The following is a 24,688-nucleotide window of genomic DNA, read 5'->3' as shown; positions in this document are numbered from 1 at the left end:
TAATAAAGGTAAAGGCATTTTTCAGAACTTATTGGATAATATATCAATTAATTTAACTTTTAGATTTTCTTCAACATATGAGTGACCATCAAGTGACCAAAAAGGCACATCTATGGCTTTGATTTTGATAGTTTCATCCATAGTACCTTTATTTATCAAAAACACAGAATCATCTGCCAGTTTTTCAGAGGTATTTGGATAGATGAGTAATACTTTATCTGTTCCTCTCCTGTAGGCATAACTGATCATTTGATACATATCAGATTGGGATATTCCTTTCTTTGAATCACTCTTTTCTAAGTCCCATCTTGGTTTATATTTAGTATCAATAATTATCTGCTCATCAGTTTCTTTATTTGTGAGCAGAATGTCATGTTTAATTTTAAACACTTCAGGATCAGTTTGCAGATAAATATCTGATTTTTGAACATCTACTTTAAACATGTCGCTAAAATGTTTTTGGATATAGCCTGCTATAAACTCTTCAAAAATAAGTTCCATCGGGAATAATAAGCTCCAATTTTTCATTTCATAATCTTCGTACGAATAAACTTGATTCTCTAATATCATGCGGCATATCTGAATTATTTCTTCGTAATCGCTATATATTGGAGATATTTTGAGTGTTAGCAGTTGTTGTGTGGAACACACCTGATCATCCACTTCATCTAAAACGAAAATAATTTCATTCAATATTCTTTGAGTTTCAGGAATTCTGGTTTTTGAAAGCAATAATCGAGTACAATATTTGATTATGCGATTTAATGAATTATCAAATACAAAAGGCTCATAGTCACAATCAATTAAGTGATAACTACCGTAGGACATTCTGGTTGCATAGCGGTCAAAATCTATTCTTCCTCTGGGTGTAAATAGAGCTTCCTGTACTTCTTCATAAGTGGAATATGGTTGAACACTAACAACTTCATGTATTTGATTTGCAAATAGATATATGATCAATTCAGGTAGTTCATCAATTTTAAAACGATCAAGGAATGCTTGATTAAATGGGAACTTCACTTTTTTACAATAACCGAACCAGTAAAACAAATGACAATGAATGAGCTCTTTGCTTATTCCAGATGTGTTTTTAAAAATCTTGGGATATATTTCTATTTTAGAGTTTTCAAAATGAATGAACCCGATGTAATTCCTTGCTCTGGCCTTATTCCCATCAAAATTCAGGAAAGGCTGAAATTTTGAATCTGGATCTACATTTTCATTTTCAAACTGGGATGGCCAGATTTCTTTATACTCTTTCCATAAAGAGCATAAATACGATTCAAGACCTTCACGGTCATCAACGGCAATTTGCTTGCCGTATTCAAATATAGAATTCATGATTTACCGGTAAATTTACTGTTTGATTTGAGGATCGATTTCCCAGCAATATTTTTCAGTATCGTATTTTACTGACCATCCACTTCCTTTGAATATTTCTTCGACAAGCTCGGTCTTGCCAGAAAAGTATTCCATAATCAGTGGAATCACTTTATTCTGAAGCACTTTGGAAGTTTCCGGAGCTTCTGTGCCATTCATGAAATACCCGTGTCCAATTAAGTAATCCGCAGACTTCTTGCGGGTATATATTTCATTATTGATGTGCTTCAAAATATTTCCACTGAGCTGATCCACCTTGCTGTAATCAGGGAAATAACCCTGGAATTCAAAACGCCTTCGTAATGCGATATCAATCATTGCTATCGATTTGTCAGCAGTATTCATGGTCCCTATGACATAAACGTTGGGCGGGATTCCAAAACCGGTTTCTTCACCCGGAATGCTGATTCTAAGCTCGTTTTTAGCCCCTAGACGTTTGTCTTCTTCTAACAATGTGATGAGCTCACCAAATACTTTTGAAATATTGGCTCTGTTGATTTCGTCAATGATGAGCACGTATCTTTTCAAGGGAACTTCTGCTGCAGTTTGTTTGCCTCTGCGCCATAGTTCATTTATCAAAGGTTCATAGTAGGACCTTAAACCACTTGTAAACTCCCTTGTCCCTTCATAGAGCCCTTGAATTGTATCTATGCTTAATGTATGACTGGTGCCTCCAGATTGCTTTCTAAAACTTAAATTGCTGGGATTAATTTCTGTAATCCAAAAAGATGATTTACCAGAAATCATTTTTATCTCGATTTCCACTTCCTCTTTTTCGAGTGGCTCGAGAAATTCCGAGAATACTTCTTTAAAAGGTCTAATTGCATTCTTTTTATTCCGTGATTGCAAATAATTCTGCTCTGCTCTTTTACATATCTTGTAGAATATGCCCTCTTTACGCCTGAATTTTAAGGTTGAGGCTTCATCAAGATCTGGACGAATGCCCATCATGAAGTCTTCATAGCTGTAGTTTTGATGGAATGTAATAAATTCAATCTGCCCTTCTTCTCTTAAAGCATCGAACACCTTTTTATTTTCTTCATGACCTGCGTTATTTCCAGTGATAATTTCAACTGCCAGGTCAATTGTATTATATGTCTTTCCAGTGCCAGGTGGACCATATAATATGATGTTGCAGGGAAACTGTGGCAAGTTTACATACATTTCTGAATGTTTAGCACTATCTGAAACAAATTCCGCTCCAAAATTTTCATATGAGAATGGCACATTCGAGTCCTCTTCTTCAGGCTCATCTTTCAGTATCAATTCTTTGTTTTCTTCAAAAAAAGAAATAAATGCTTCAAAGTCAAAGTTGGTAGGGTCTTTTTCTACCGGTCCCCTTATATCTATTCCATTGCCATCGTAACGACGAATACTGTATCTAATTATACCATCTTGAAATTTTACAAAAATCTGCATTACTTCTGTCTGTGAAGTATGTTTGTTATTAGAAATTGCAAACCATAATTTATCAGTTCCCGAATATTTAGCGCCCTGAAAGGCGACATACCTGTATGAAACTTTTCCATTTAATTTTAGTCTTTCGATTATCTCATCTACGAATCGTTCTACAAAATCCCTTAGCGGTTTGTGTCCATAGGAAGTGATGAATGGATGAAATATAGAAAATGGATTTTGATATGATACGTACTTATCTTCCTTTCCAGTACGGTGCTTAAGAATAAATTCATCAAATATTTGTTCATCCAGTTTATTACCATTTAGCAGATATTTTAACACATCTTTACGTAGGTCTATAACCGGCCCTGATTTCAACCTATAATCATATTCTAATGGAGCCAAATCCTCCTTATGCAGACTATTGAGCTTCTCGATTAAGGCATTTTTATCCTCATAAAGTTTGTACATCTCCTTAGATGTATCACAGATTAACTGGACACCCTTTTTGATCTCATCTTCTCTCATAAAAACTACTTCCGGTTTAGATCCACTCGATAATTATTTTCTCGCTCTTTCAGCCTTCACTCTCTCTAACAAAACCTCACCCGGCTCCCAATCCTCTGCCCGTCGAACCTCTGCCAGCTCTTTTTTGTTAAGCAACTTCCCCTCAAACGCTTTTTTAAGAATACTCTGCCGCAGTACTTCGGCTTTTTCCAGACTCTCTTTTATATCTTGCTCTATCTTATCGCAGACTGAAAGGCGGGTTTCGATTTCCTGAACGATGGCTTGTTGCTCGGGGAGGGAACAGATCGGAATTATTAAAGATTGTAATTCCCCCGAATTGATGTTATTAACCCCACTTGTTGATTTTGCTTTTGACTCAATTTGATAACGTAAATCTATTGAAGAAAGACAGTTTAAAAGATATTTTGAATTGATTAATGAGCTAATAGGTCTAAGTCTAATTAAATAACCTGCATAAAGGTATTTTTCATCCTTTACGCTAACCAATGCACATTTCCCAACTAAATCAACACTTCCATTAGACCGGATTGTAAGAATATCCTCTGCTTTCAAACAGTAATTTTCAATCTCAGATGAATCAAATTGAGCGAATTTCAAGTCAGAGTCATTAATTAAGCCATCTGAGATATTAGGGATACGAAGCACCCCTATGCCATTTATATTATAATCACATTTTTTAGAAGTCCCATATTTAGGCTCTTCAACCAAATTACCTAATCTAGTCCAACCCCATCCTTTAGGTAGATTTGATAATTGAGATTCTGCGAGCGAATTAATCGATTTCATTTTTTTACTGGATTTTTTTGCAGTTTCTTCTCTCTCCTTCCTGATCTGCTCCAGCAAATCCCCCGCATCCGGCAAATCCGCCTTCTGCTCCCGCCACTTTTTCGTAAGCTCTCCTTCAAATGCTTTCTTCAGCACCGCCTGCCGATATACCTTGAGCTGCTCCTTTGCCATTTTGAGGTTGGAAATGCCGTTGTCCAGTTCGCTGAAGAGTTGTTCGATTTTGGAAACTATGGCGCGTTGTTCGGGGAGGGGGGCAAGATTAACTTTTGTGACCCTTATATCCTCTAAGTGAAAATTTTTAATTAATCCGCCTTTGATATCCTGACTTATATTGATTGAGTTTAGATAATTTTCAAGGGAATAAAGAAGAAACTTTGTGTTAATAATCGATTTATAGTTTTTTAAAAGAGCGACGCTAACGAATAAACTAAAATCGGGCTTTTTTGGAACGATTGCCATCCTTCCGATTGTTCCACTTTTTGTAATTAAAAGGTTATCTGGTTCAGGAAAACATCTTTTAATTAATTCATTATGTGTTTCGCAACTAATATATTTGCAATTATCAAAGTTTACTTTCCCATTATGAATATCTTTGACTGAAATAAATGGAATTCCTTTTTCCGTATATTCAGGTGTATGATGAGTGCCATCAACTATTTTAGAACAAAGTTGACCCAGTTCAGTTTCTATCCATCCGGCTCTTTCTTCCACAGTAGCACCATTTTTCATTTATTGCTGACCTCGATGAACTTTTAAAAGGTCATTTTTGATTAAATAATTGTCTACTGTCTCTCGGGGAGACAGTACCAAAGATTTAAGGCATATATGCTTCATATATGCTCTATATATGGTCACAAACAAGGAGAAAACGTCTACAAAATACAGTAAAATAAGTATTCCGTGTGAGATGAAGGAAGAAATTGAAAGAATCATTGATAGCGATAGAAAATTGGGTTTTGTCTCCGTCCAGGAGTTTGTGAAGGATGCCATAAGGCGAAATATTATACAATATAGCAGCATATCCTGTGAAAAAAGGAACAGCGCTTCAAATGGCAACGAGAACAAAGTAAAGGTTAAGGGGGAAGCAAATTGAGGTTTTCACTGGATAATATTGCAGAGGACCTGTCTCCTTTAAGCGTTGCTATACTTGAATTATTGGAAGTTAATGGTGAAAAACCTGTAAAGGGAAATGTTGCTTTTCAAAAAGAGATGTTTCTGATCTCAAACTACATTGATAAAGTGGATGAGAGGGCAGAATTCATTCCGCATTCCCTCGGCCCGTATAGTGAGGCTTCAGAGGTTAGCATGGATAATCTGGTGTCGATGGGCCTTGTCGAAAAAAAAGGGAGCAATATTTACATGATCACTCCGATAGGTAAGAAGGTACTGGGTCTGAAGCAGGATACCTTCTCCCCGGATGAAATAGAATCAATTTCCGACTTCAAGGAATTTATCAGTAATCTCACCAATGACGAAATTCTTCTTTTTATCTATGCATCATATCCCGACTACACCATCGAATCAACTGAATATCACAGAATAATGAAATCAAGGGTTAAAAACTCGATTTCTATCTACAAAAAAGGTATCGTCAGTTTGGAAAAAGCTGCTTCTCTTGCAGGTGTAAACATAGAGACTTTTCTTGATATGCAGAGGAGGTAAAAAGCGTGAAAATATTTGATGCCTCCTCAATTGTCTGTTTGCTTCGGGAAGCGAACTTCCCCAAAGCTTTTGAAATCTGCAAAAAACACGGATATGATTTATCCGTCACAAAACAGGTATATGAAGAGCTTGAAAAAAATCCTGAAACTTTCAGGTTATTCAAGGTTTGCAAAGGTTTTTCGGTTATAGATAACGTTGATGAGCAGTGCTTATCAAAAATTTCAAAGCGTTATCCCTGGTTGCATGAAGGAGAGATCAGTGTTATCTGTGCCGGCATAGAAAAAGAGCAATCAGGAGACAGTTACCGCTGTATCATTGATGAAAGAGCACGACAGTTGAAGTCAAAGTATGGAATAAAAGTAAATGGGACTATAGGCTTACTCTTATGGCAAAAAGAAAAACTGAATGAACTCACGAGTGTCGAGTGTAATGAAATATATAATAGCATAAAATGCTCTTCTTTTTGGATAAAAGAAGACATCCTCAAGGAATTGTTAAGATGACAAAAGAAACGAAAATTCATCTGTGCTCAATCGCTGATGATACTGATTTAAGAAGTTTGCATGTGAAAATAGGGAACAAAGACCTGAAAACACCAACAAAAGCGATTGCAACAAACAGTTTCTATAAAGATACTTCTTTTCCAAAAGAACTTTGTGACTTACAGGAGCTTTTTTTGAAATTTGATGGAGAATCTCTAATAAAAAAAGACCAGGACGCTAAATTCTCCTCCGACAAAAACAATCAATTAAAAAGAGAGAAAGAAAAAGTTAATGGCTGTCCGTACTTTTGTCTATTGGAATTTAAGAATAAGGGAGAGAATTGGAGATACCCCACGGAGAAAGAAATTGACATCTTGACTAACTTTGCATATTCACACTCGGACATAACCCCAATTCCTTCAGTTCCCAAAGTAGCCAGAAATTTGAACTTTGAAAACTTTGATGACTTTACAAAATATTTAGACTTTTGCTACGACAGCATTGAAATAAGGAACAAGAAAAATATTATGGGGTATATACCTGCAAAAGCTCCTCTTTTCGGCAGGGAACTCATAAATTATTACCTTGACAAAGGAATCAACGCCTACTATGTTGATTTTGATGGGACCATGATTACAACTCATTTAGATATGTTAAATGCAATGAAAAGAGAACTCGCCAAAAGGGGATATGAAGAAAATCATCTGTTTCACTTTGTAAATGTAAGTTATGGGAAATCGATTAATGACCAGAAAGTGCTATCTGCAAGGGACATTTTAGGTTTTGGTTATGGTCTGGATAGTCTTGGAGGTATCCATTCCGGTCCCAAAAGAAACCCTGAGTTTTACGAAAAACTCAAAGCCATGAAGAATATTCCAAGAAACACAAAAAGATTACTGAATGTGGATGATTACGGGTATTATCGTTTTGATGCAATTAAGGATAATTTAGAAAGCATTTATCCAGCTGATGCTTTAATCTCAATAAACGACCTTAATACCGACAAAGAGAGCAGGTTAGAAAAATATCTCAAAATTGTCAATTTGCAACAACAATGTATTGAAGCCGATAAACTTGTGCAAGTTATTACTGAAGAACCAGATAAGTCATTGGACTATTTCAAATCAAAGAAAAACGTGCTGAAGAACGACTTGAAAACTCTTTCAAAATCAAATAACTAATTTTCACCCCACTTTTCTCCCAACATATTTTCCTCATTTATACCAGATTTTCAACCGCAAGCTGCTTATTTTTTACTTTTATCCGTTTATTTTCACCCCACTTTTCACCCCACTTTTCTCCCAACCTATTCTCCTCTATTAGGTCCAGTTTCCACCGCAAGCTGCTTATTTTTTTGCTTTTATCCGATTATTTTCACCCCACTTTTCACCCCACTTATCTCCGAACTTTTCTCCGAACTTTTCTCCGAACTCACGCCGCCAGTGCCTCATTCAATTCAGCATAAGATCTTTTCACTCAATTTTTCACCCAACTTTCCATCCAACTTTTTCTTTCACAATAGCATCATTTTTTAGTATCAATTTTGAAGTACTTTTAAGATGTCATTTGATTAAATAATTGTCTACTTGTGTCATTCAGGGGTCGTGTCCTTGAGTCATTGATCATTTCCGAAAACGCGAGTATATCCTCCGCATTTGAGGAAAATGTAGGAGAGATTCTCTTGCTTATGGTTTTCAATAACTCACGCCCACTACCCATAAATTGTTGGCACTTCTTTAAAGAACCCTTTTAACCTTGTTTGCCGCTCGTTCGACTTTCGGGACATCATCCATCAGGTATTCGAGGTAGCCTGCAATGTCATCTTCATTAAAGATATCAAGAAGGCTTCCTGGAGCCGTTTTGGAATCCCGTAGTAGTGGACTATAAAAGGGCAGATCCTCAAAAATAGTAAGGTTTCCGGGAACCTCAAATCTTTCCTGTATTCTTAGGTAAGAAAATCGGATCGGAAACAACAATTTTCATATCATTACCCGAAAACGAGCTTTTAAACTCCCCCGTAAGGAGGAAGATTATACTGTTCATACACTTTAGCCAGATCGTTATGATTTAAAGTCCACACATCTTTATCCAGGCCTTCTTCCGTTTTGAATGCTTCCTTATCAACATGAAGGATATAATCTCCTCGACTTGCTTCAAGAGCTCCCCAGGGAATGGCAAAGTATTTACACTTCATACCAAGAAAACAATCACAAGCAAATACTACGTATGCGATTCTTCCCCGTTCGGAGTCAATCATGACTTCTTTAATCTTTCCGAGTTCTTCATCTTTAACAGTGAGGATCTTAGATCCTTTTATTTCCGTTGCCGCCACAAAAGTCCTGTGCCTTGGAACTTCCGTTTCTTCAACTATTCCCATACACCTCAACTCCCAATATATTATTCACCCATTGTCTTTATTTATCTCTTCCAAAAGTACAGAGAAGCGTTCTATGCTCACAGCCTGCCCATCATAAACCGCCCCATTAATAATAACAATTCATTAATAATATACATTCCTTACGTACTTGAGGTCGCGTCCACCAGTACTGAAAAATGTTAGCAAAAGAACGTCTATGAATTATCCCGAAATGCTGGTTTTCATCACAGTTTCACCCCACTTTTCACCCCACTTTTCACCCCACTTTTCTCCACAGTTTTCTCCGAACCTTCTCCGAACTCACACAGCCAGTGCCTCATTCAATTCACTGATAACCATATTCATCTCGTCCCCGAAAAGCTGGTACATTCTGCCTCGCCCTCCAGGAGCATCAAAAGGAGTGTAATCAAGGTCGTCTATTTCCAGGTGGAAGCTGTTAGCCACATAATCTTTTATCATTCGGAGCCAGTTCATCTGGTCGTCGTTGAATTTCAGGGTTCCTGCCTGTTTTTTGAATACCCATTCCTGGAAGTTCCGGTTTACGGTCTGGTCGTAGGAGGTCAGCACAGGGTCGATCTCGGTTATTCTGCGGATAAGGGAGACCAGGGCTGTGAGTTCGTTTTTAGGGGAATTGCCGTTTACCTTTTCCAGCTGCTCGTAAGCCTGCCAGACCCTGAAGGGGGCGAAATGGGGCTTTTCGAGTTTCAGCTTTTCCAGGACTTCTTTTAGCATCGTGAAGGTGACATCCCTGCGCTGGTAGGGCTGGTTGTAGAAGATTCTCAGGGCTGTGAGTTCGTCTTTGTTAGCTTCCATATATGCCTTAAAGTCAATAATCAGCTCGTCTGCCTTTGCTACAGCGTCTTTGTCCCATTCAGCTCTGAGCACTTTGTCGGTGTTCACGGAATCAATTATCTGCTCATGGACCCTGCGGACATTTTCGATATACTCGTTCAGCTCTCCGGAAAAGGTGGACCTGGCAACATCGATCAGATTCTCCTGTGCCTTTTTCTTTGAATCGGCTTCCTGAATTTCCGGCTGGCATTGTTTGATTTCAGAAGCATGGAGATCGATGATATCAGGGTTATATGCATAGAGCAGGTCCCTGATAGCCTGGTTGATGGTTTTCCCGTTAGCTTTTTCTGTAAAAGTGGCTCTTTCGTCATCGCTTATCTGCCGGTTCAGCCTTGCGAGCCTGTTAGCCAGGGAAACATAAAGGTCTTCGTCCCGGGCGCCAAAGGTTACTGCTGCCAGCAGGTCTTTCAGTGAGGTGTTCCTCTTGCGTTCCAGAGGCCGGCTGTCGGTCTTCAGGGTCTTTGTAACGCCAACAGCATCCACAATTACAAAATGCGTCTTGGCAGAAACAGCCGATGTTGTCACCTTTTTCAGGTCATCGAAGCCCAGGGTCCGTGTGCCCCGGCCCTTCATCTGCTCGAAATAGTTCAGGCTCTTGACATCCCTCATGAAGAGCAGGCATTCCAGGGGCTTGACGTCCGTACCTGTTGCAATCATGTCCACCGTAACCGCTATTCTGGGATTGTAAGCGTTGCGGAAATCTGCCAGCACCGATTTTGGGTCTTCTTCCGCTTTGTAGGTCACTTTCTTGCAAAAGGCATTTCCTTCGTTGAATTCTTCCCGCAGTATGTTGATAATATCATCTGCATGGCTGTCGTTCTTGGCAAAGACCAGGGTTTTTGGGACTTCCTCCCTGCCGGGGAAGATCTCGGGCAGCTTCTCCTTAAATGTCCGTATCACATGCCTGATCTGGCTGGGGTTGACCACGTCCCGGTCCAGTTTCTTAGAGGTATAGGTGACAGGTTCATCCAGTTGTTCCCAGCGTTTTTTGCGGGTAAGTTTCTCCCGTTTGTCCACAAACTCCCGCGCATTTATCGTTGCCCCGTTTTTGCTGATCTCGGTCTCGATGGTGTACACGTCATAGCCCACATTCACGCCGTCTGCCACTGCTTCCTCGTGGCTGTACTCGCTCACCACGTTCTCATTGAAAAACGCGAAAGTGCGTTTGTCCGGCGTGGCCGTCAGGCCTATCAAAAAAGCATCGAAATAGTCCAGCACCTGCTGCCACAGGTTGTAAATGGAACGGTGGCACTCGTCTATGACCACAAAATCAAACTCTTCAATAGGAACCTTCTCATTATACACCACGGGAAGCGGTTCTTTTGGCTGCCAGCCCCTCTCGGCAGGGTTTTCTTCCTCAATTTTCTCGTCCAGCTCCTCGTCCTTCAGAATGGAGTAAAGCCGCTGGATTGTGGAAATGCACACCTGGCTGTCCGAGGAGATATAACTGGAACGCAGGCGCTGCACGTTGTACAGCTCGGTAAATTTGCGGTTATCATCATTGGGCACGTAAGCCATGAATTCCTGTTCTGCCTGCTCGCCCAGGTTTTTGGTATCGACAAGGAACAGTACCTTTCTGGCACCCGCAAATTTTAGTAATCGGTAGATGAAGGTTATGGCAGTATAGGTCTTTCCGGAACCTGTTGCCATCTGGACCAGAGCCCTCGGGCGGTTGTCCTTAAAAGATTTTTCAAGATTTGAGATCGCTATTACCTGGCAGTCCCGCAGCCCTTCGGTCCGCAATCCAGGTATGCCAAGAAACCTTTCCCTCAGGGGTTTCTTTTTGAGCCATTCCTCAAAAGTCTCGGGCCGGAGAAAAGAAAAAACAGGTCTTGACCTGGGTTTCGGGTCACGCTGGTCTGTGAACCGTGTGAGTTTTCCGGTACTCTCGTACACAAAAGGAAGCGGGTCATTGTTCAGGTATTTTAGCTTGCTTGTGGCGTACTCGGATGACTGGTCCTCAACAACGGTTAACCGGTGGCCTTCTTCGTCCCTTTTCGCCTCAATAATTCCAACGGGCTTTTTATCAACAAAGAGTACGTAATCAGCCGGCCCCACATCGGTCAGATACTCCTTAACCGCAATGCCCCTGGAAGCACTCCAGTCGATTTTAGTCTTTTCCTGCACTATCCAGCCAGAATCATTTAATTTTTTGTCAATGTCATTTCTGGCTTTCTGCTCCGGAGTCTGGTTATTACTCATATGTCTTTACCCGTTGAGATTCTTTTTCATCCTTCTTTTCGCGGATTGGGCAGTCGAGGCTGGCACCCTCTAAATATGACCAAAGTGAGGATTCACAATTAATACAAATAGTTTTCCATATTCATTACGCCTTGAACTTAAGTACGCAAGGGGATATATCGCAGTCTTTTTAATGTGTAACAATATCGAAAGCTGCAAAATCTTTTCAAACAATAAGCTCATGCAGGAAACTCAATAAAATAAACAATTTTTTGTAACTTATCAGCTGCTGTGAGAATGAATTTTATTGAATTGCAAGACCAGTTTTTCTAATTCGGGTTTTGAATTCACATGAATAGCTTTTTCTTCATTTGCCTCCCGGATCAATTCCAGGGAAGGGACCGGCTTGACCAGTTTCTTTTCTGCTCTTTCTTTACAGGAGATTACACGTTTTACCCCGGGTTTGAGCTCGAGAGAACGCTGGTATGAAGAAATTGCTTTTTCATAATCCCCCGAATACTGTAAAATGACGCCCCTGTAATACCAGGTTTTAGGGTTATTCATGTTAAATTTGAGGGCTTTTTCAATTGCACCGACTGCTGCATCGTAGTCTCCCGATTTTGCAAGTATGTACGCTTTTTTGGAAAGGGCTTTTACATTGAAGGGATTGTATTCAAGGCTCTTTTCAATCCATTCCAGGGCGCAGTCGAGCTTGCCTTCTTTCTGGAAGATATACCCCTTTGCAAAAAGGGAATCAGGGTGGTAAGGAACGTGGCTTAGAGCTTCTTCTACGCATTCCATTGCTTCAGATAGCCTGTTCTGTTTGGTAAGGACCGAACTCTTTCTGGAAAGGGTCGTCCAGTCCCCGGGGTCCAGGGCCAGACTCATATCGTATGCAGCTATGGATTCCTCGTATTGTTCCAGCTGGTCCAGCACAAACGCTTTTTGTTTCCACGCATCCTTATGGTCAGGCCGGAGCCTTATCACCTCATTGAAGTCTTCCAGGGCACTTTCATACATCCACTGGCGCTGGTACGCAACCCCTCTGGCATAACTGGCATGGTAATAAAGGGGATTTTTTTCCAGGGCCCTGTTGAAGCATTCAACGGCTTCCGCATACCTTCCCGTTTTCAGGTATGCAATAGCCTGCCCGTATAGAGAACTCGACATCCCTGACTTTGCATGATTAAAGGCATCTATAGCCTCTTCACACATGCCCAATTTAAGCATCAGGTCAGCTTTATTCCTCCATTCAGCCTCATTTTTGGGCTCAAAACTAATTCTGTTTTTTTCAAAATTTGTTTTGTATTTTTCTTCGTATAACTTCTCCCATCTTTCTTTTAAACTTCCGGCTTCGGAGTTTTCAGGGTCGTAATCGAGTACGGTTTTTAATTCGAGTATTGCATGCGGGTAATCCTTTTCCCGGGCAAATTGCCTGGCCAGAGCAATGATGTTGTCCAGTAATTCCGGAGAAAAGACAATATAAGCCGTATAGGGAGTAGCCGCATCTTCCAGAGTACTGATTCTGGATTTGAATAATACCGGAAACTGGTTGTCCTCGGTAGCACTATCTATGTACCCCGCATTCCCAAAAACGTCCTCGTACTTGAAATGGTATTCAATCCCGTCGCGGTCTCTCAGGAAACCATACCTTCCCGGAGGAATCGTCCGGTAAATATACCCGCACTTCAAACCTGTAGAATACTGCTCCGATAATGAGATTCCATCCTCATCCTTAATTGAACACTCCGGAACCCCCTTATCCGAACACTCCTGGCTCCCTCTATTTGCAAATTCAAAGAACCCTTTATTTGCAAACTCAAAGCCCTCTCCGTTTGCATACTCAGGGCTCCCCTTAGTCATCCATCCCGGAACCCGGATACCTGCGGGAGAAAAATGCACTTCAAGGGGAGGTTCAAGGTTTTCGTGATTTGCGCTATCCGACCTCATACCATCCGTTGCCTTGAAGGGCTCGAGACCGAACCCGGAGCCGGACTCGGAGCCAGACTCGGAGCCGGACTCTGAACCGCATTCTCCGTCTTCACAGTTCAAGAACAGAGCCAGCCGGTCAAAAGAATTATTGATCTTACACAAGCCGGGATCATCCGTTAATTCATCAAAAAAATCCATATAGAGGTCAGCCAGGTCGCAGCTTAGATCCCGGTCGTTGTTTTTAATTAAGCGAAGGAGACTGGATATAGTCTCATATAAGACTTTTACGTCTTTAAATACATAAACAGCCGACTGGAGCAACAATTTCAACAAATCGCCAGATTCGTCATCAGGAGAGCAGAATTTGATTAAAACCTCATGCAGGACATTTTTGAAAACATAGTAGTCCCCGGTTTCTTTGACAATATCACAGAATTTGTACCACATTTTTATGTCTGAAAGGGGGTTCTCAATGCAGAAATATATCCCGAGACTGACAAGGGCTTTCGGATTGTTTTCTTCATGAAGATAGGCGAAAGCGGCGTTATAAAGATACTCACTTTTTTTATCGAGCTTAAACGCCTTCTCAAACAATTGTCCTGCATCGGGATAGTTGCAGCACTTCAACTTAAAACAGGCAGCATTATAGTAAAAGACCCCGGAACCCGGATATCTGTTACCCAAAAAAATCATTTCTCCAGATAACGATTCCATGACTTCCTGATTGTTAATTACCTCAGCATTCAGAAAACGGCTGAGGATACTATCCCACATTTTCCTATCGGTATCCTGCTCCCCTTTATGGAAAAAATCTGGCAGTGTGGGGACATGCTTATTTGGTTCTATGTCAGAAAGAACTACATTATAAGGGGAAAATCCGGTAAGAAAAACTTCAACTTCGTCTTCATGCAGACCTTCGTGCAGACCTTCATGCAGAAGGAGACTGTTCTCCTCATCCTCATCGTGAGTGGGAGATGCATAAGGAGTGAGCGGACCGGCGGGCTTATTTTTATCTTTCGGGCCTAATTGCCATGCCCCTACCATCTTTAAAGAAATGCCCGACAATACATCATTGTTTATGACAAGTACACTCTCATCGTTAATGTCAATGACATCCCCTTCTATAGTTTCGCCATTAATTAGCGTAATGCGCAAACGCATATCTTTTCTAGCCTTCGAAGCCAGCACAGATATAAAATTCATTCCAACCCCTCCCTTAAATATTGACAGCTAAATGCTGTAACCGCATAAATAAATGAATATATAACAAATGCAAATAATATGAAAGGATTATGTAACTAAAGGTATTAAAACAGTATCCAAAACCGAGACGTTAAACGCTGGAGGCTAACCCGGAATGCAAGTGGAAGCAGCCTGGAAGAGATGACTCGAAAAGAATAAGATGTCATATACCTCTTAAAAGATTCAACCGTGGCCCTGCAAAGGAAGCAAGGACATCCCCTAATTCCCATTTTTATATCACCTGCCCGAAATAGTAGCTTATGCCATCGGAAAGCAAAAACCCTGATCCTTTCAGGGAACTCACATGGAGCGACCTCCAGGCCTGGACGGGAGATAAAGCCACTGCAAAGGGAATGAAGTACCAGGACGAAGAAAGGGTAAAAGAGATAAAAAGCACTCCGGAAGGAGGGCTGGTAGCCCGGGTGCAGGGGACAAAAACGTATTTCACGGAAGTTTCCCTGGAAAATGGAAAACTGAGTTCCACCTGCACCTGCCCGGTTGGAGGGGACTGCAAACACGGGGTTGCGGCTGTACTTGAATACCTTGAACTCGCAGAACAGGGAGAAGAAGTGCCCGTTGCTGCCGAAGGGGACCTGCTCATTATTATGGCCCGACAGGGACCTGCCCCGAAACTCGGGGAGACCCGGGATTCGTATCAGGTTTTCCGGGCAGAACTGAGGGAGTACCTGGGGCAGATGGAAAAAGAGGAACTTATTGACCTTTTGATGAATTTATCGGATAGGGATTCCCTGCTTTCCAGGCACCTGTGGGACATGCTGAACCTTGCATCGGGTGATACGGAGGGGACAGTAAGGGACATATATTCCGAACTGGAAGAGCTCTGGGAAGAAGCCAAAAGTTATGACTACAGGGATTACGAATCCACACCCCCTGATTATTCAGATATACGGAACCGGATGGAAAGCCTCCTTGAAGCCGGGCATGCGGTGGAGGTTACGGATATAGGGATGAAAATTCTGGAAGGCTATGAAGAAATAGCCCCTTATGACGAAGAGGGGGATATCGGCATGAAGATCAACGAATGCATGGGGGTAGTAATAAAAGCCCTCCTGGAGTCCGGAAGCCCGGCCCACGAAAGGATGCTCATGGTCCTGGACTTTGAATTAAAAGACGAATACGGGATTTTTGACGAAGAAGCCTTCTGGAATTCGGATTTTCCAGTCGAGGAGTGGAACCGCTTTTCCGAAATCCTTAAAGGCAGGCTGGAGGCAAGCGACAGCGGAAAAACTCCCTCATACTCCGACTGGGGCCGGGAACAGCTTGTAAAACGGCTTGCCCGTGCGCTTGAAAAAGCCGGGAATTATGAAGAAGCAATCTCCCTTTGTGAAGAGGAAACAGAAGCAGGAGAGGATTGGAGCAGCGTCCAGCTGGTTAAAGTGCTGCTTGCCGCAGGGCAAAAGGAAAAGGCAGAAGATCGGATCTACCGGGAAATAAAAAAAACCAGGAAATCGTACCCGGGAACTGCCTATGAACTCTTCCGGGCTCTCCTTGAAATCAAGGAAAAGGACGAGGACTGGCCCTATTTAGCCGCCCTGCGAGCCGAAGAGTTTTTCAGGTACCCTTCACTGCAATGTTACACAGAGCTGCGGGATGCAGCAAAAAAAGCGGGGGTATGGGAAAAAGTCCGGGAAGCTGTCCATGCCTACCTGGAAAGCGGAAACCTGCCCGCAGACAGGGCCGGACCCGGCGAAGAGCCCTCAAGCCTGCCCGGCATCCTTCCAAAGACAGGCCTGACGGACAGGGATTCATTCTGGATAATTGATGCACCTGCCCTTGACCTTTTGATCGACATAGCCGTCGAAGAAGAAAATCCCGATGAAGTGGCCAGGCGGTACAAAGAGCTGAAAATAAGGGAGAAAAGGGGAGAAGACAGGCACGACAGGTATTTTACCCGGCGAGATAGAATTGCCCGCGCCGTACAGGAGAAATATCCGGAAATTGCGATCGATATCTGGAAAATGATTGCAGAGGAACTCATTGCCAGGACAAAGACAGACGCATATGAATCTGCTTCCATCTATCTCCGGATGGTCAGGAATGCTCTGGAAGCCGGGGGTCAAAAAGCCGAGTGGGAGTCCTATCTCGGGGAGATAAGGGAAAAGAACAGGCTCAAAAGAAAGCTGCTTGAAATCCTTGATATGATGGAAAAAGACAGGGCCATTGACATATGAGTAGCTTATTGGAAGATGTCTCGATGGAAAGATGTCTCACATAGGTAAGAGGAAAGCCACTTCAAGAAAGAATGCCGGCTCCATCAGGGAAAAAATATATACAAAAGCTTGCCCCTGGATTCAGCTATTAAGTTTCAGCTATTAAGTTTACAAACTTTTTCAGGAATAAAATGATAGGAAGAGAAGCATCAGCTTCTCCTCCTTACAACCAGGGATGCACAGGCGAGCAGCATCACTACAAATCTAAAATCCAGGCCCGCAGCATTTCCCTCTCCGGATTCGGGCTGTTCAATGCTCTCACCGGATGTCGGCTGTTCACCGGTCCCGGCTGAGGCCTCGGTAGGATTTTTAACCGGGACCAGTTCCAGAGTGCTTTTCTGTATCCCGGTTTCTTCCTGTGTAACACCTGTTATGGCAAAAGGTGAGAATCCAGGGGTCTCGGCCTCGAAGTAGACGTATTCATCGTCTTCCCCTACTTTATCCGGTAGGAGTAAATTCCACACATCATCATTATACCTCCACAGTTTGATAGAGGATTCTAAAATATCGTTTTCTTCCAGCCAGGATTTCTCCACCTTAAACCCGATGACAGGGGTGCCTATATTTTCCGGGGTTGCTACACCCCCGTTTCCTACCCATATGTTCAGGTACCTGTAGACATCTCCTTCAGGTCCGGCAGGAGTAAGGACGGACTTCCCCTTCAGCGCTTCGATAATGGTTGTGGTCTTTCCGAAACTTTTTCTGGCATCGAATTCCACATAAACTACGGGAGTTACTTCCTGCGAAAACACGAACCTGACCCGGTTCCCATTTGTCACGAACTGCTGGGCAAGTTCCTTGATCTCGACATTACTCTGGGGTTCAGGGGATCCACCACCTCCGCCACCGCCGCTGCTTCCACTGCTTTCGCTACTTCCACCACCTCCGCCACCTCCTGTTGAAGCTGAGGTTCTTGTAATGTTTATGGAAGTATTGTTTGTGGCTCCTCGTTCATCGGTGGCATTTGCATATATTGTGTTTATTCCCGGGGAGATGAATACGGTTTTTGAGAATGTGCCATTGAAACTTTCAAGGAAAAGGTCTGCATCAACCCCATTTACGGTAACCGAGGGTAATGACCCAGTGCCGTTTACGGTTCCAAAAACCGTTATTGAATTCGAGGTTGTTGAATAGCCGTCTGCCGGGGAGATTATGTTGATTGCCGGGGCCGCAAAGTAATCGATGCTTATGGTAACAGTGTCCTGCTCCCCATAGTTTCCGGCAGTATCATTGTATATTATGGTGTAGTTAAAATCCCCAGGCCCGATATCGGTATTCACAGGGATTGAGAGGGTCGTATCATTTGACCACCGCGAAGGGGGTACAATCTGTTCCCCATCACGTAATACCCAATAGTATCCCGGATACCGGTCAAAGAGCTTCCAGCCTGTGAAGTACACGGTGCTGTTTGCTGAAAATTCCACGTCCTCCGGAGTATTTGAGATTGGGGATTCCGTATCCACGACGAATGACCAGCTGTGGGAAACAGAGTTTTCTGCAGCATCCGAGGCATTTAAACAAACCGTGACTGCCCCGTCCCCGTATGGTATGGAAGGGGTATGTTCGACCCTATAACCACTGTTTATTTCTGTTTTTGTCACTGCGGCAGGTTCCCCGTTAACCGTCATGTAAACGGATGAAGGGTCCATGTCGAACACATATGTTAAATTGGCAGCAATGGCCTTGGTGTTGCTGGTGATATATGAGCCGCTGGAGGGATATTCCCCGGAAACCTCCGGGGCGGCGAGATCGAAGAATTCCGTGTTTACCCCGTGGTTTACATAAAACGCCCTGTAGATAGCATTGATATGAGGAGTCCCATCGCCCAGGTCGGCGTTGTCATCATCGACTATCAGTATATCTTCAAGGTATTCCTGGAAGTCCTTAGGCTCGAGTTTCATGCCCCTGAGGACCAGCTCGTCAGCAAGCTCAGCGCCCAGAAGCTCCCTGAGGTCCCACATGGCGCCCGATATAATCTGGCTGTCATAATGTACCTCATTAATAATATCTTCAGGATATCGATTGGTATTATTTATGTTTCTCAGGGCACTGCCACTGCTAACATAGAATCCCTCCCCTACTAAGGAATTATTGTTAACCGTGCATGCAAAATAGTCTGCCCAGCCTTCATTAAGGGCTCCGGATTCACCTCTATACGGCAGATCTGTCGTGTAGACATGCCCAACAACGCTGTGTGTATACTCGTGGTAAATCACATCACTAAGGACGGCTGTGGACTCATACCTGCCCCCTGCTCCAAAGAGATAGATGTCTCTCCCATCCGAGCCTGCATTCCCACTTTCCGACCCGTACTCTACGGTAGCAATTGCCTGGTAGTCCATGGAATGTATGTCAAAGGGGCTTTCCTTTGTGAAATAGTCGTGGATGACATTCACATGGTAGAATACATTGGACTCCTCTCTTTTGTAGGATGTATCCGTATCAGCCCAGTTCCAATCGTATGTGGGCGAGGTCAGGTTAAATTCCACGAAGGCATCTGTTTTGTCCTCATTGATGACCTTCACATAAGGGCCGCTTAACTCCGAATATATGTTAATGTCCTCTCCTACACCCGTGAAGTTATAGGAACCGTTCCTGTCCGTTGTAATCGTTACCGGATTGAGCCCTATCCTTTTCAGGCTGAATTTATCAATGTTCCAGTTTTCACCATTGTTTTCCAGGTCATCAGCAAATACTACCCCATTATCACTGGAGACTGTGATGTTGTCTGCGTAGAAACCTTCGCCGAGAACGTATTCATCGGTGAAGTAATAAAACCCGATCCAGACCTGCTTCCCGTCATAGGCTGATATGTCTACGGACTCATCTGTCCAGAAATCCTGGCTTCCGGTAAAGTTTTCTATAAAATCGAACAAATTCCCGTCTTCGGAAATAGCCACATATGCATAATCATATCCGGATTCGATATCGTATCTTGTACTGAAATTTAATCTGGAATTGACCGCACCGGCCAGGTCGATAGAATTGGAAGTTACTGCATACCCTGTGGCCTCGTTAAATCTTTCAGAATAGATAACTTTAGTTGTTTCATTAAATACCGATACTGTCTGGTTCCGGAAAGGAACATTTATAGGGGTATCGGCAGGGCATTCGGGGTACACTGTGCCGGTCACATTCCCGTTTACATCGAGAGGAATCATCCTGTCGTACCTGTACAGGATCTGCCCGTCATTTGCATCCACGAAATAAACCCAGGCTCTCAGGGGGTCCCTGAGAGGGGACAGTTCGATTTCGTAGGCAAGATGGTATTCATAGCCACCTTCGTATTCCACAGGATAGATCACAAGGGAGATTTGCTCCGCTCTGGTAGCGTCTTTCTCAGAGGAGGGTACGGAAAATACCGGTCCGGAAAGTTCTTCCAGCGAGACCGAACTCAAGGGTGTAACAGGAAGGGCAATATTAATACCAAGATCTCTGCCTGCGGCAGAGAGAGCCTGTATTTCATCTATTGAAGCTTCCGTTGGGGCTGTTATATCGGGGAAGTAGCTGGAATCCACGGCCACGAGCTTTCCATCGTTTACAGTGGCCCCAATCCTTGAGGAATATACGGGGATCCCCTTATACGACTGCCGATAGACAAGATTGCTTATACCGCTGCCTTTTTCATATAGCGAAGGGTCATGGTCCTCTTTTATAAGCTCCAGTTCTGCGGACTCCAGGCCGAAGACCTGGCTGTTATCAGCAATGAATTTCCTGACTTCAGGCTCTGCTCCCCCGGAAGTTCCAGTAAGTTCGATACTGCTTCCTACCATTCTCCTCGGCAGGTTTGAGCTTCTGTCTACCGAAACTTTCCAGTCAGGTCCGTATTTTGCTGCGAATAGGGCTTCTTTGTTCAGAGGGACCTGTCCATTATTCACCTGTGCCTCGGAAATAGCTTCACTGCTCGAATGGAATTCATCCGAGACTGCGCTTCCGGTTGTGGATAATAAGAATATAAATAATAAGAAAATACAGATTCCCGTTTTTATATTAACACCTTCTTCAGGTCCTGAATAATTGTATTTCTTTAAGGATCGACTCGCCGGTACTGTTCAGGTGTATCTCCCACTGCATACCGGATCCGACCGTTACGATCCATATGACCTCACCGTCCGATTCGGACTTTTCAATATTACGAATATCTTTTTTGGATATGTTGTAATACCTGGGCTCACCGGCTATGTCATAGTATACGATTTGGTGTCCCACAAGCGTTTTCTCTACATTTTCAGTTATGTTGGCCCCGGAATTGTTTTGATCATCCGGAGGAGTATCAGACACATTTTGAGAGGGCTCTCCTTCAATGCAGCCAATTGCAAAGGTAGTAAATATTATAATAAAGAAGTAAATTGAGGGATGGCGCATTATCCTCTTAGCCAGGCCCCTACAGCTTTGATCTTTTTTTGTTATGTCCATGTAATGCCCCAGGGCAATGATTTTGATTTTTATGAGAAGCTTTTAGAGATTTGCAGTAGAGTAGATATCCTTTTTATTTTTATTAAGTTATGTAAAAAATTAGTAATATGTATTATGTACAGATTTCATAAAAAATATATCGCATATATTTGCTGCTTAAAGGGAGAAAATGATTAAGATACTTTAGATTTCAGTATAATAGTTCATCGTTTAAGTTGAAAGATATTCTCAGCTTTAAGAATAATTGGGAATGGATTTTGTACGACAATTTTTGACATGTTTATTTTGATTATATTTAACAGTAAGGGGATAAAGAAAAACGATCAGAAGCATACAAAAAATTTACCCCCGATATTCTCAAAACGGGACACATAAATATATAAATGTAGACGAATAAAATGAAGAAGGACCATATTATCCTTAACAAAGCAAAGGAGCGAAAAAGATATGCCAGCAAAAGTCAACAAAGAAGAATGTACCGGCTGTGGAACCTGTGTGGACGAATGTCCTGTGGAAGCAATCATTATTGACGAAGACGCAGGCTGCGCAGTTGTGGATGAAGATGAATGCGTGGACTGCGGGGCCTGTGAAGAAGCCTGCCCGGCAGCAGCAATTAAAGTAGAATAAGTCCGGGATAAATCCGGGATAAATCCGGGATAATTCTCGACCTTTGAGAGTGGAGATTTCAACGTTTGAAAACAGCTTCCCACTCCGAGACTCTCTTTTTTGAAAACCTCCGGTTTGCCCCGCTTGAGGAAGGCAAGACTATTGTTCCATACCCCATTTTTAGGAGCAGGGATTCGTATTTCCCCGCTTTTTTGCCGTTGAAACAGACCAGCCTGAGCTCCGGAGCCAGTTCCTTCAGTTTTGAAAAGTCATTTAGTTCTTCAGCCCCGATCTCCGAATCCAGGCTCCCTTCCCTGCTTCCGGCTTTAAAAACATCCCAGAGCCCGATTGAATTGCGCTTCAGGGCTTCAAGCCTTCCTTCGTATTCCATGCCCTGAAGGTCTTCTCCGAGAGCCCTACCTAGCAGCCTCCAGAAATCATTTCCCGGGTTTCCGTAGTACTGCTGCTTTCGGATGGACTCGTCGCTGGGAAGGGAGCCGAGAATAAGGATTTCGGTGTTTTTGTAAAGGACCGGGGGAAAACCTTGCTTTTTCATGGCTTCAGAAAGCAGGATTTTCAGGCTATTTTAAGCTTTGGGAAAGGAGATATTAAGCGGGGGGAAAGGAGACGGAAATTTCAAATTTCCGTTACCTGCTCCGAAATATCTCTGTAATAGGAGAAAAGTTCCTGGCCCCAGGCAAAGGCGCTTCTCTCAAAGCTCACCATCTCGTGGTTATAGTACCGGCCGTCCTTCGAGACCAGGGAGAGGGAAATAAAACGGTCTGTAACAAGTCCGGAAGCCAGCTCGATTTTGTGATCGCAGACGAAGAGGCTTGTATTTTCCATGCTAATGAACTCATTTACCTCTTCCCTGTAGCCTGAAACCAGCTTTTCGTATATGGGGCGGTCAAGGACAAGCAAGACTTCAATTCCTTTCCGGGCAAGGTCCAGGTAAAGCCCGGGATAGCCGGGGCGGAAAATTGAGGAGACTTCCAGCACGGTAGTTGATTTGTAGAGGGGGCCCATTATTTCCGGGGGATAATCAAAGATGTGGGTCCTGTCAGGCACAAGTTCCCTGCAGCTCCCGATCTCCCCTATCCTGTCAAGCAGGTGTCCGGGGAGGGTGTGCAGGTCCTGCCTTGCCCAGTACTCATGGTTTTCATCAAAAACCCGGAAAGTCGAGAGCAGGGGTTCCATCCTGGGGACGATCAGCTTCCCTTTAACCGAGAGTTCGTAGCTGTCCCCTTTTTGCACCAGCAGCCCATCCTTTAGCAGGATTCGGATCTGAGCCATAATGGGGCTTGAGCTGACATCAAGCACAGTCTTGATTTCTTCAATAGTTCTGGGCCCGTCCTTCAGAAACAGGAGCAAATTCTTCCTTTTATCCGAAAAGAAAATCGTATCTATTAACTGCAAGTCCATGCTCATTCGATTAAACCTCCGGAAGGGGATAAAGGGTTAGGGGGAAAGAGACAATCCGGGAATTAAAACCTGAAATCGGCAGCTCTGTTGTGCTTCTTACTGCAGGCTGAACAGGAGGGACTCGGGAAGGGGCTCGCCTCTGGACGTGCATTCAAAGTGCTCCATGTCTCCTGCGTCTTCGATCTTCCAGGACCCGGATTTATAGAATTCAAAGAGTTCCATGCCCCACTGGATAGCCTGCGGATCGGGACAGAACACATAGTCATGGTAGAACCTGCCATTCCTGGCAAAGAGGGAAAGAATCATCCCGCGATCGGAAATAATAAGTTCGGCAATCCTGACCCCGTCATTACAGGCGAAGAGTTCGGTATTCCCCATTCCTGCAAATTTCTTTATTTTCTTCTCATAATTGTAGAGGGTTTTTTCCAGCACCGATTCCGTAAAAATCATGGAAACTTCTGCCCCCGTCCTCCCCAACCTTGAGTAAAGGGGAAGGAATTCAGGCCTGTAAAAAGAAGAAAGCGCCACCATATACCTTGAAGTTGAAAAAAAGTGCAGGAGGTCCGTACTGGGCTCAAAAATCTGGCTGGGATCGGGTTCAAACAGCTGGCAGCCCTTCAGGTCTCCGAGCCTTTCTTGAAGGTACTGCGGAATCCCGCTGAGGTCGTGCTCCAGCCAGTAATCGTTTGTTTCGAGAAGAGAAAGGACGTTGACCAGGGGCCGGACTTTTTTTACCACCTGTTCTCCCAAGTCGGTTAATTCATATACTCCATCCCTCTGAACGACCAGGCTGCTGTCGGTAAGCCGCTTGATCTGGGGCAGGATAGAGGTGGGGGAAACATCAAGAAGGGTTTTGATCTCTTCGATTGTTCGGGTTTTTTCTCCCAGGAGTAAAAGGAGGTCTCTTCTTTTTTGGGAACGAAATACGACATCTATTAACTCTGGTTGCATTCAAACCACTTCAATCTCGTTTTTTTATTTTATGATTATAACGTGTTTATGCCATGCCGGGAAAAGCAGCCACCAGGAGGCGCATAAAAAATCCGGGAATCACCCGGCCCTGCATGACTTAAAACCGGGGAATGTAATTGGGAATTGGATTGCCACAGACAGCGGGTTATCGATATACCCATTTATATAAAAGAATTTGGATGAATAATTTCAAACGCGAGGACGTCTTACAAAAACAACCT

Annotated in this window: 17 protein-coding genes; 6 read left to right on the top strand and 11 right to left on the bottom strand. The window is 43.1% G+C overall.

All coding sequences use genetic code 11. The features are described from left to right. Nucleotides 1-21 precede the first annotated feature (21 nt). Genes FTO70_RS02200 through FTO70_RS02190 form a run of 3 tightly spaced genes read right to left on the bottom strand, consistent with a single transcriptional unit; the run spans nt 22 to nt 4,821 of the window. Complete coding sequence (locus FTO70_RS02200) at nt 22-1,341, bottom strand: McrC family protein (RefSeq protein ID WP_255334072.1); 1,320 nt, start codon at nt 1,339-1,341, stop codon at nt 22-24. A gap of 15 nt (nt 1,342-1,356) precedes the next feature. Beyond that, on the bottom strand, nt 1,357-3,306 hold the full coding sequence (locus tag FTO70_RS02195) for an McrB family protein (RefSeq protein ID WP_255334071.1): 1,950 nt from the start codon (nt 3,304-3,306) through the stop codon (nt 1,357-1,359). A gap of 33 nt (nt 3,307-3,339) precedes the next feature. Beyond that, entirely contained in the window at nt 3,340-4,821 is a 1,482-nt protein-coding gene (locus tag FTO70_RS02190; RefSeq protein WP_255334070.1) for a restriction endonuclease subunit S, read from the bottom strand. 178 nt (nt 4,822-4,999) lie between these two features. On the opposite strand from FTO70_RS02190, the gene FTO70_RS02185 reads away from it, so the two are divergent. Genes FTO70_RS02185 through FTO70_RS02170 form a run of 4 tightly spaced genes read left to right on the top strand, consistent with a single transcriptional unit; the run spans nt 5,000 to nt 7,417 of the window. Beyond that, entirely contained in the window at nt 5,000-5,185 is a 186-nt protein-coding gene (locus FTO70_RS02185) for a hypothetical protein (protein ID WP_255334069.1), read from the top strand. Next, a complete protein-coding gene (locus tag FTO70_RS02180) occupies nt 5,182-5,754 on the top strand; it encodes a UPF0175 family protein (RefSeq protein ID WP_255334068.1) in 573 nt (190 codons plus the stop codon). The genes FTO70_RS02185 and FTO70_RS02180 overlap by 4 nt, the downstream gene beginning before the upstream one ends. Nucleotides 5,755-5,759: 5 nt before the next feature. After that, nucleotides 5,760-6,257, top strand: coding sequence for a hypothetical protein (locus tag FTO70_RS02175; protein WP_255334067.1), 498 nt, complete (start codon nt 5,760-5,762; stop codon nt 6,255-6,257). Beyond that, nucleotides 6,254-7,417, top strand: coding sequence for a hypothetical protein (locus FTO70_RS02170; RefSeq protein WP_255334066.1), 1,164 nt, complete (start codon nt 6,254-6,256; stop codon nt 7,415-7,417). The genes FTO70_RS02175 and FTO70_RS02170 overlap by 4 nt, the downstream gene beginning before the upstream one ends. An 824-nt stretch (nt 7,418-8,241) precedes the next feature. Here the strand turns inward: FTO70_RS02170 and FTO70_RS02165 are convergent. The 3 genes from FTO70_RS02165 to FTO70_RS02155 form a co-directional block, all read right to left on the bottom strand. Then, entirely contained in the window at nt 8,242-8,613 is a 372-nt protein-coding gene (locus FTO70_RS02165; protein WP_255334065.1) for a PRC-barrel domain-containing protein, read from the bottom strand. 300 nt (nt 8,614-8,913) lie between these two features. Beyond that, complete coding sequence (locus tag FTO70_RS02160; protein WP_255334064.1) at nt 8,914-11,667, bottom strand: DEAD/DEAH box helicase family protein; 2,754 nt, start codon at nt 11,665-11,667, stop codon at nt 8,914-8,916. Nucleotides 11,668-11,928: 261 nt separating this feature from the next. Further along, on the bottom strand, nt 11,929-14,781 hold the full coding sequence (locus FTO70_RS02155) for a tetratricopeptide repeat protein (protein WP_255334063.1): 2,853 nt from the start codon (nt 14,779-14,781) through the stop codon (nt 11,929-11,931). Between the two features lie 299 nt (nt 14,782-15,080). On the opposite strand from FTO70_RS02155, the gene FTO70_RS02150 reads away from it, so the two are divergent. Next, nucleotides 15,081-17,012: an SWIM zinc finger family protein gene (locus tag FTO70_RS02150; RefSeq protein ID WP_255334062.1), complete on the top strand. Its 1,932-nt coding sequence runs from the start codon at nt 15,081-15,083 to the stop codon at nt 17,010-17,012. Nucleotides 17,013-17,200: 188 nt separating this feature from the next. On the opposite strand, the gene FTO70_RS02145 is transcribed toward FTO70_RS02150, so the two are convergent. Further along, entirely contained in the window at nt 17,201-20,929 is a 3,729-nt protein-coding gene (locus FTO70_RS02145; RefSeq protein WP_255334061.1) for a PGF-pre-PGF domain-containing protein, read from the bottom strand. Between the two features lie 124 nt (nt 20,930-21,053). Continuing rightward, nucleotides 21,054-21,467 (bottom strand): hypothetical protein, encoded by a 414-nt coding sequence (locus FTO70_RS02140; protein WP_255334060.1) that lies wholly within the window; start codon nt 21,465-21,467, stop codon nt 21,054-21,056. 447 nt (nt 21,468-21,914) lie between these two features. On the opposite strand from FTO70_RS02140, the gene FTO70_RS02135 reads away from it, so the two are divergent. Then, nucleotides 21,915-22,094 (top strand): 4Fe-4S binding protein, encoded by a 180-nt coding sequence (locus tag FTO70_RS02135; RefSeq protein ID WP_255334059.1) that lies wholly within the window; start codon nt 21,915-21,917, stop codon nt 22,092-22,094. Nucleotides 22,095-22,152: 58 nt separating this feature from the next. Here the strand turns inward: FTO70_RS02135 and FTO70_RS02130 are convergent, their stop codons facing one another. The 3 genes from FTO70_RS02130 to FTO70_RS02120 all read right to left on the bottom strand — a co-directional run bounded on the left by FTO70_RS02130 (nt 22,153) and on the right by FTO70_RS02120 (nt 24,446). Continuing rightward, nucleotides 22,153-22,629: a DNA-deoxyinosine glycosylase gene (locus tag FTO70_RS02130; protein ID WP_255334058.1), complete on the bottom strand. Its 477-nt coding sequence runs from the start codon at nt 22,627-22,629 to the stop codon at nt 22,153-22,155. A gap of 80 nt (nt 22,630-22,709) precedes the next feature. Continuing rightward, nucleotides 22,710-23,501: a winged helix-turn-helix domain-containing protein gene (locus tag FTO70_RS02125; RefSeq protein WP_255334057.1), complete on the bottom strand. Its 792-nt coding sequence runs from the start codon at nt 23,499-23,501 to the stop codon at nt 22,710-22,712. Nucleotides 23,502-23,591: 90 nt separating this feature from the next. Next, nucleotides 23,592-24,446, bottom strand: a complete 855-nt coding sequence (locus FTO70_RS02120) for a winged helix-turn-helix domain-containing protein (protein ID WP_255334056.1) — start codon at nt 24,444-24,446, stop codon at nt 23,592-23,594. Between the last annotated feature and the right edge of the window lie 242 nt (nt 24,447-24,688).

The organism is Methanosarcina sp. KYL-1 (genome assembly GCF_024372725.1).
Lineage (GTDB): Archaea > Halobacteriota > Methanosarcinia > Methanosarcinales > Methanosarcinaceae > Methanosarcina.
Note: the sequence above shows the minus strand (reverse complement) of the source record. Positions and strands in the feature narration are given on the sequence as shown.

Bases quoted from the DNA above. Each gene is read 5' to 3' on its own strand.
- FTO70_RS02170 (WP_255334066.1), top strand. From the start codon at position 6,254: ATGACAAAAGAAACGAAAATTCATCTGTGCTCAATCGCTGATGATACT.
- FTO70_RS02185 (WP_255334069.1), top strand. From the start codon at position 5,000: ATGAAGGAAGAAATTGAAAGAATCATTGATAGCGATAGAAAATTGGGT.
- FTO70_RS02150 (WP_255334062.1), top strand. From the start codon at position 15,081: ATGCCATCGGAAAGCAAAAACCCTGATCCTTTCAGGGAACTCACATGG.
- FTO70_RS02155 (WP_255334063.1), bottom strand. From the start codon at position 14,781: ATGAATTTTATATCTGTGCTGGCTTCGAAGGCTAGAAAAGATATGCGT.
- FTO70_RS02165 (WP_255334065.1), bottom strand. From the start codon at position 8,613: ATGGGAATAGTTGAAGAAACGGAAGTTCCAAGGCACAGGACTTTTGTG.
- FTO70_RS02125 (WP_255334057.1), bottom strand. From the start codon at position 23,501: ATGAGCATGGACTTGCAGTTAATAGATACGATTTTCTTTTCGGATAAA.
- FTO70_RS02135 (WP_255334059.1), top strand. From the start codon at position 21,915: ATGCCAGCAAAAGTCAACAAAGAAGAATGTACCGGCTGTGGAACCTGT.
- FTO70_RS02160 (WP_255334064.1), bottom strand. From the start codon at position 11,667: ATGAGTAATAACCAGACTCCGGAGCAGAAAGCCAGAAATGACATTGAC.
- FTO70_RS02130 (WP_255334058.1), bottom strand. From the start codon at position 22,629: ATGAAAAAGCAAGGTTTTCCCCCGGTCCTTTACAAAAACACCGAAATC.
- FTO70_RS02140 (WP_255334060.1), bottom strand. From the start codon at position 21,467: ATGGACATAACAAAAAAAGATCAAAGCTGTAGGGGCCTGGCTAAGAGG.
- FTO70_RS02120 (WP_255334056.1), bottom strand. From the start codon at position 24,446: ATGCAACCAGAGTTAATAGATGTCGTATTTCGTTCCCAAAAAAGAAGA.
- FTO70_RS02195 (WP_255334071.1), bottom strand. From the start codon at position 3,306: ATGAGAGAAGATGAGATCAAAAAGGGTGTCCAGTTAATCTGTGATACA.
- FTO70_RS02200 (WP_255334072.1), bottom strand. From the start codon at position 1,341: ATGAATTCTATATTTGAATACGGCAAGCAAATTGCCGTTGATGACCGT.
- FTO70_RS02190 (WP_255334070.1), bottom strand. From the start codon at position 4,821: ATGAAAAATGGTGCTACTGTGGAAGAAAGAGCCGGATGGATAGAAACT.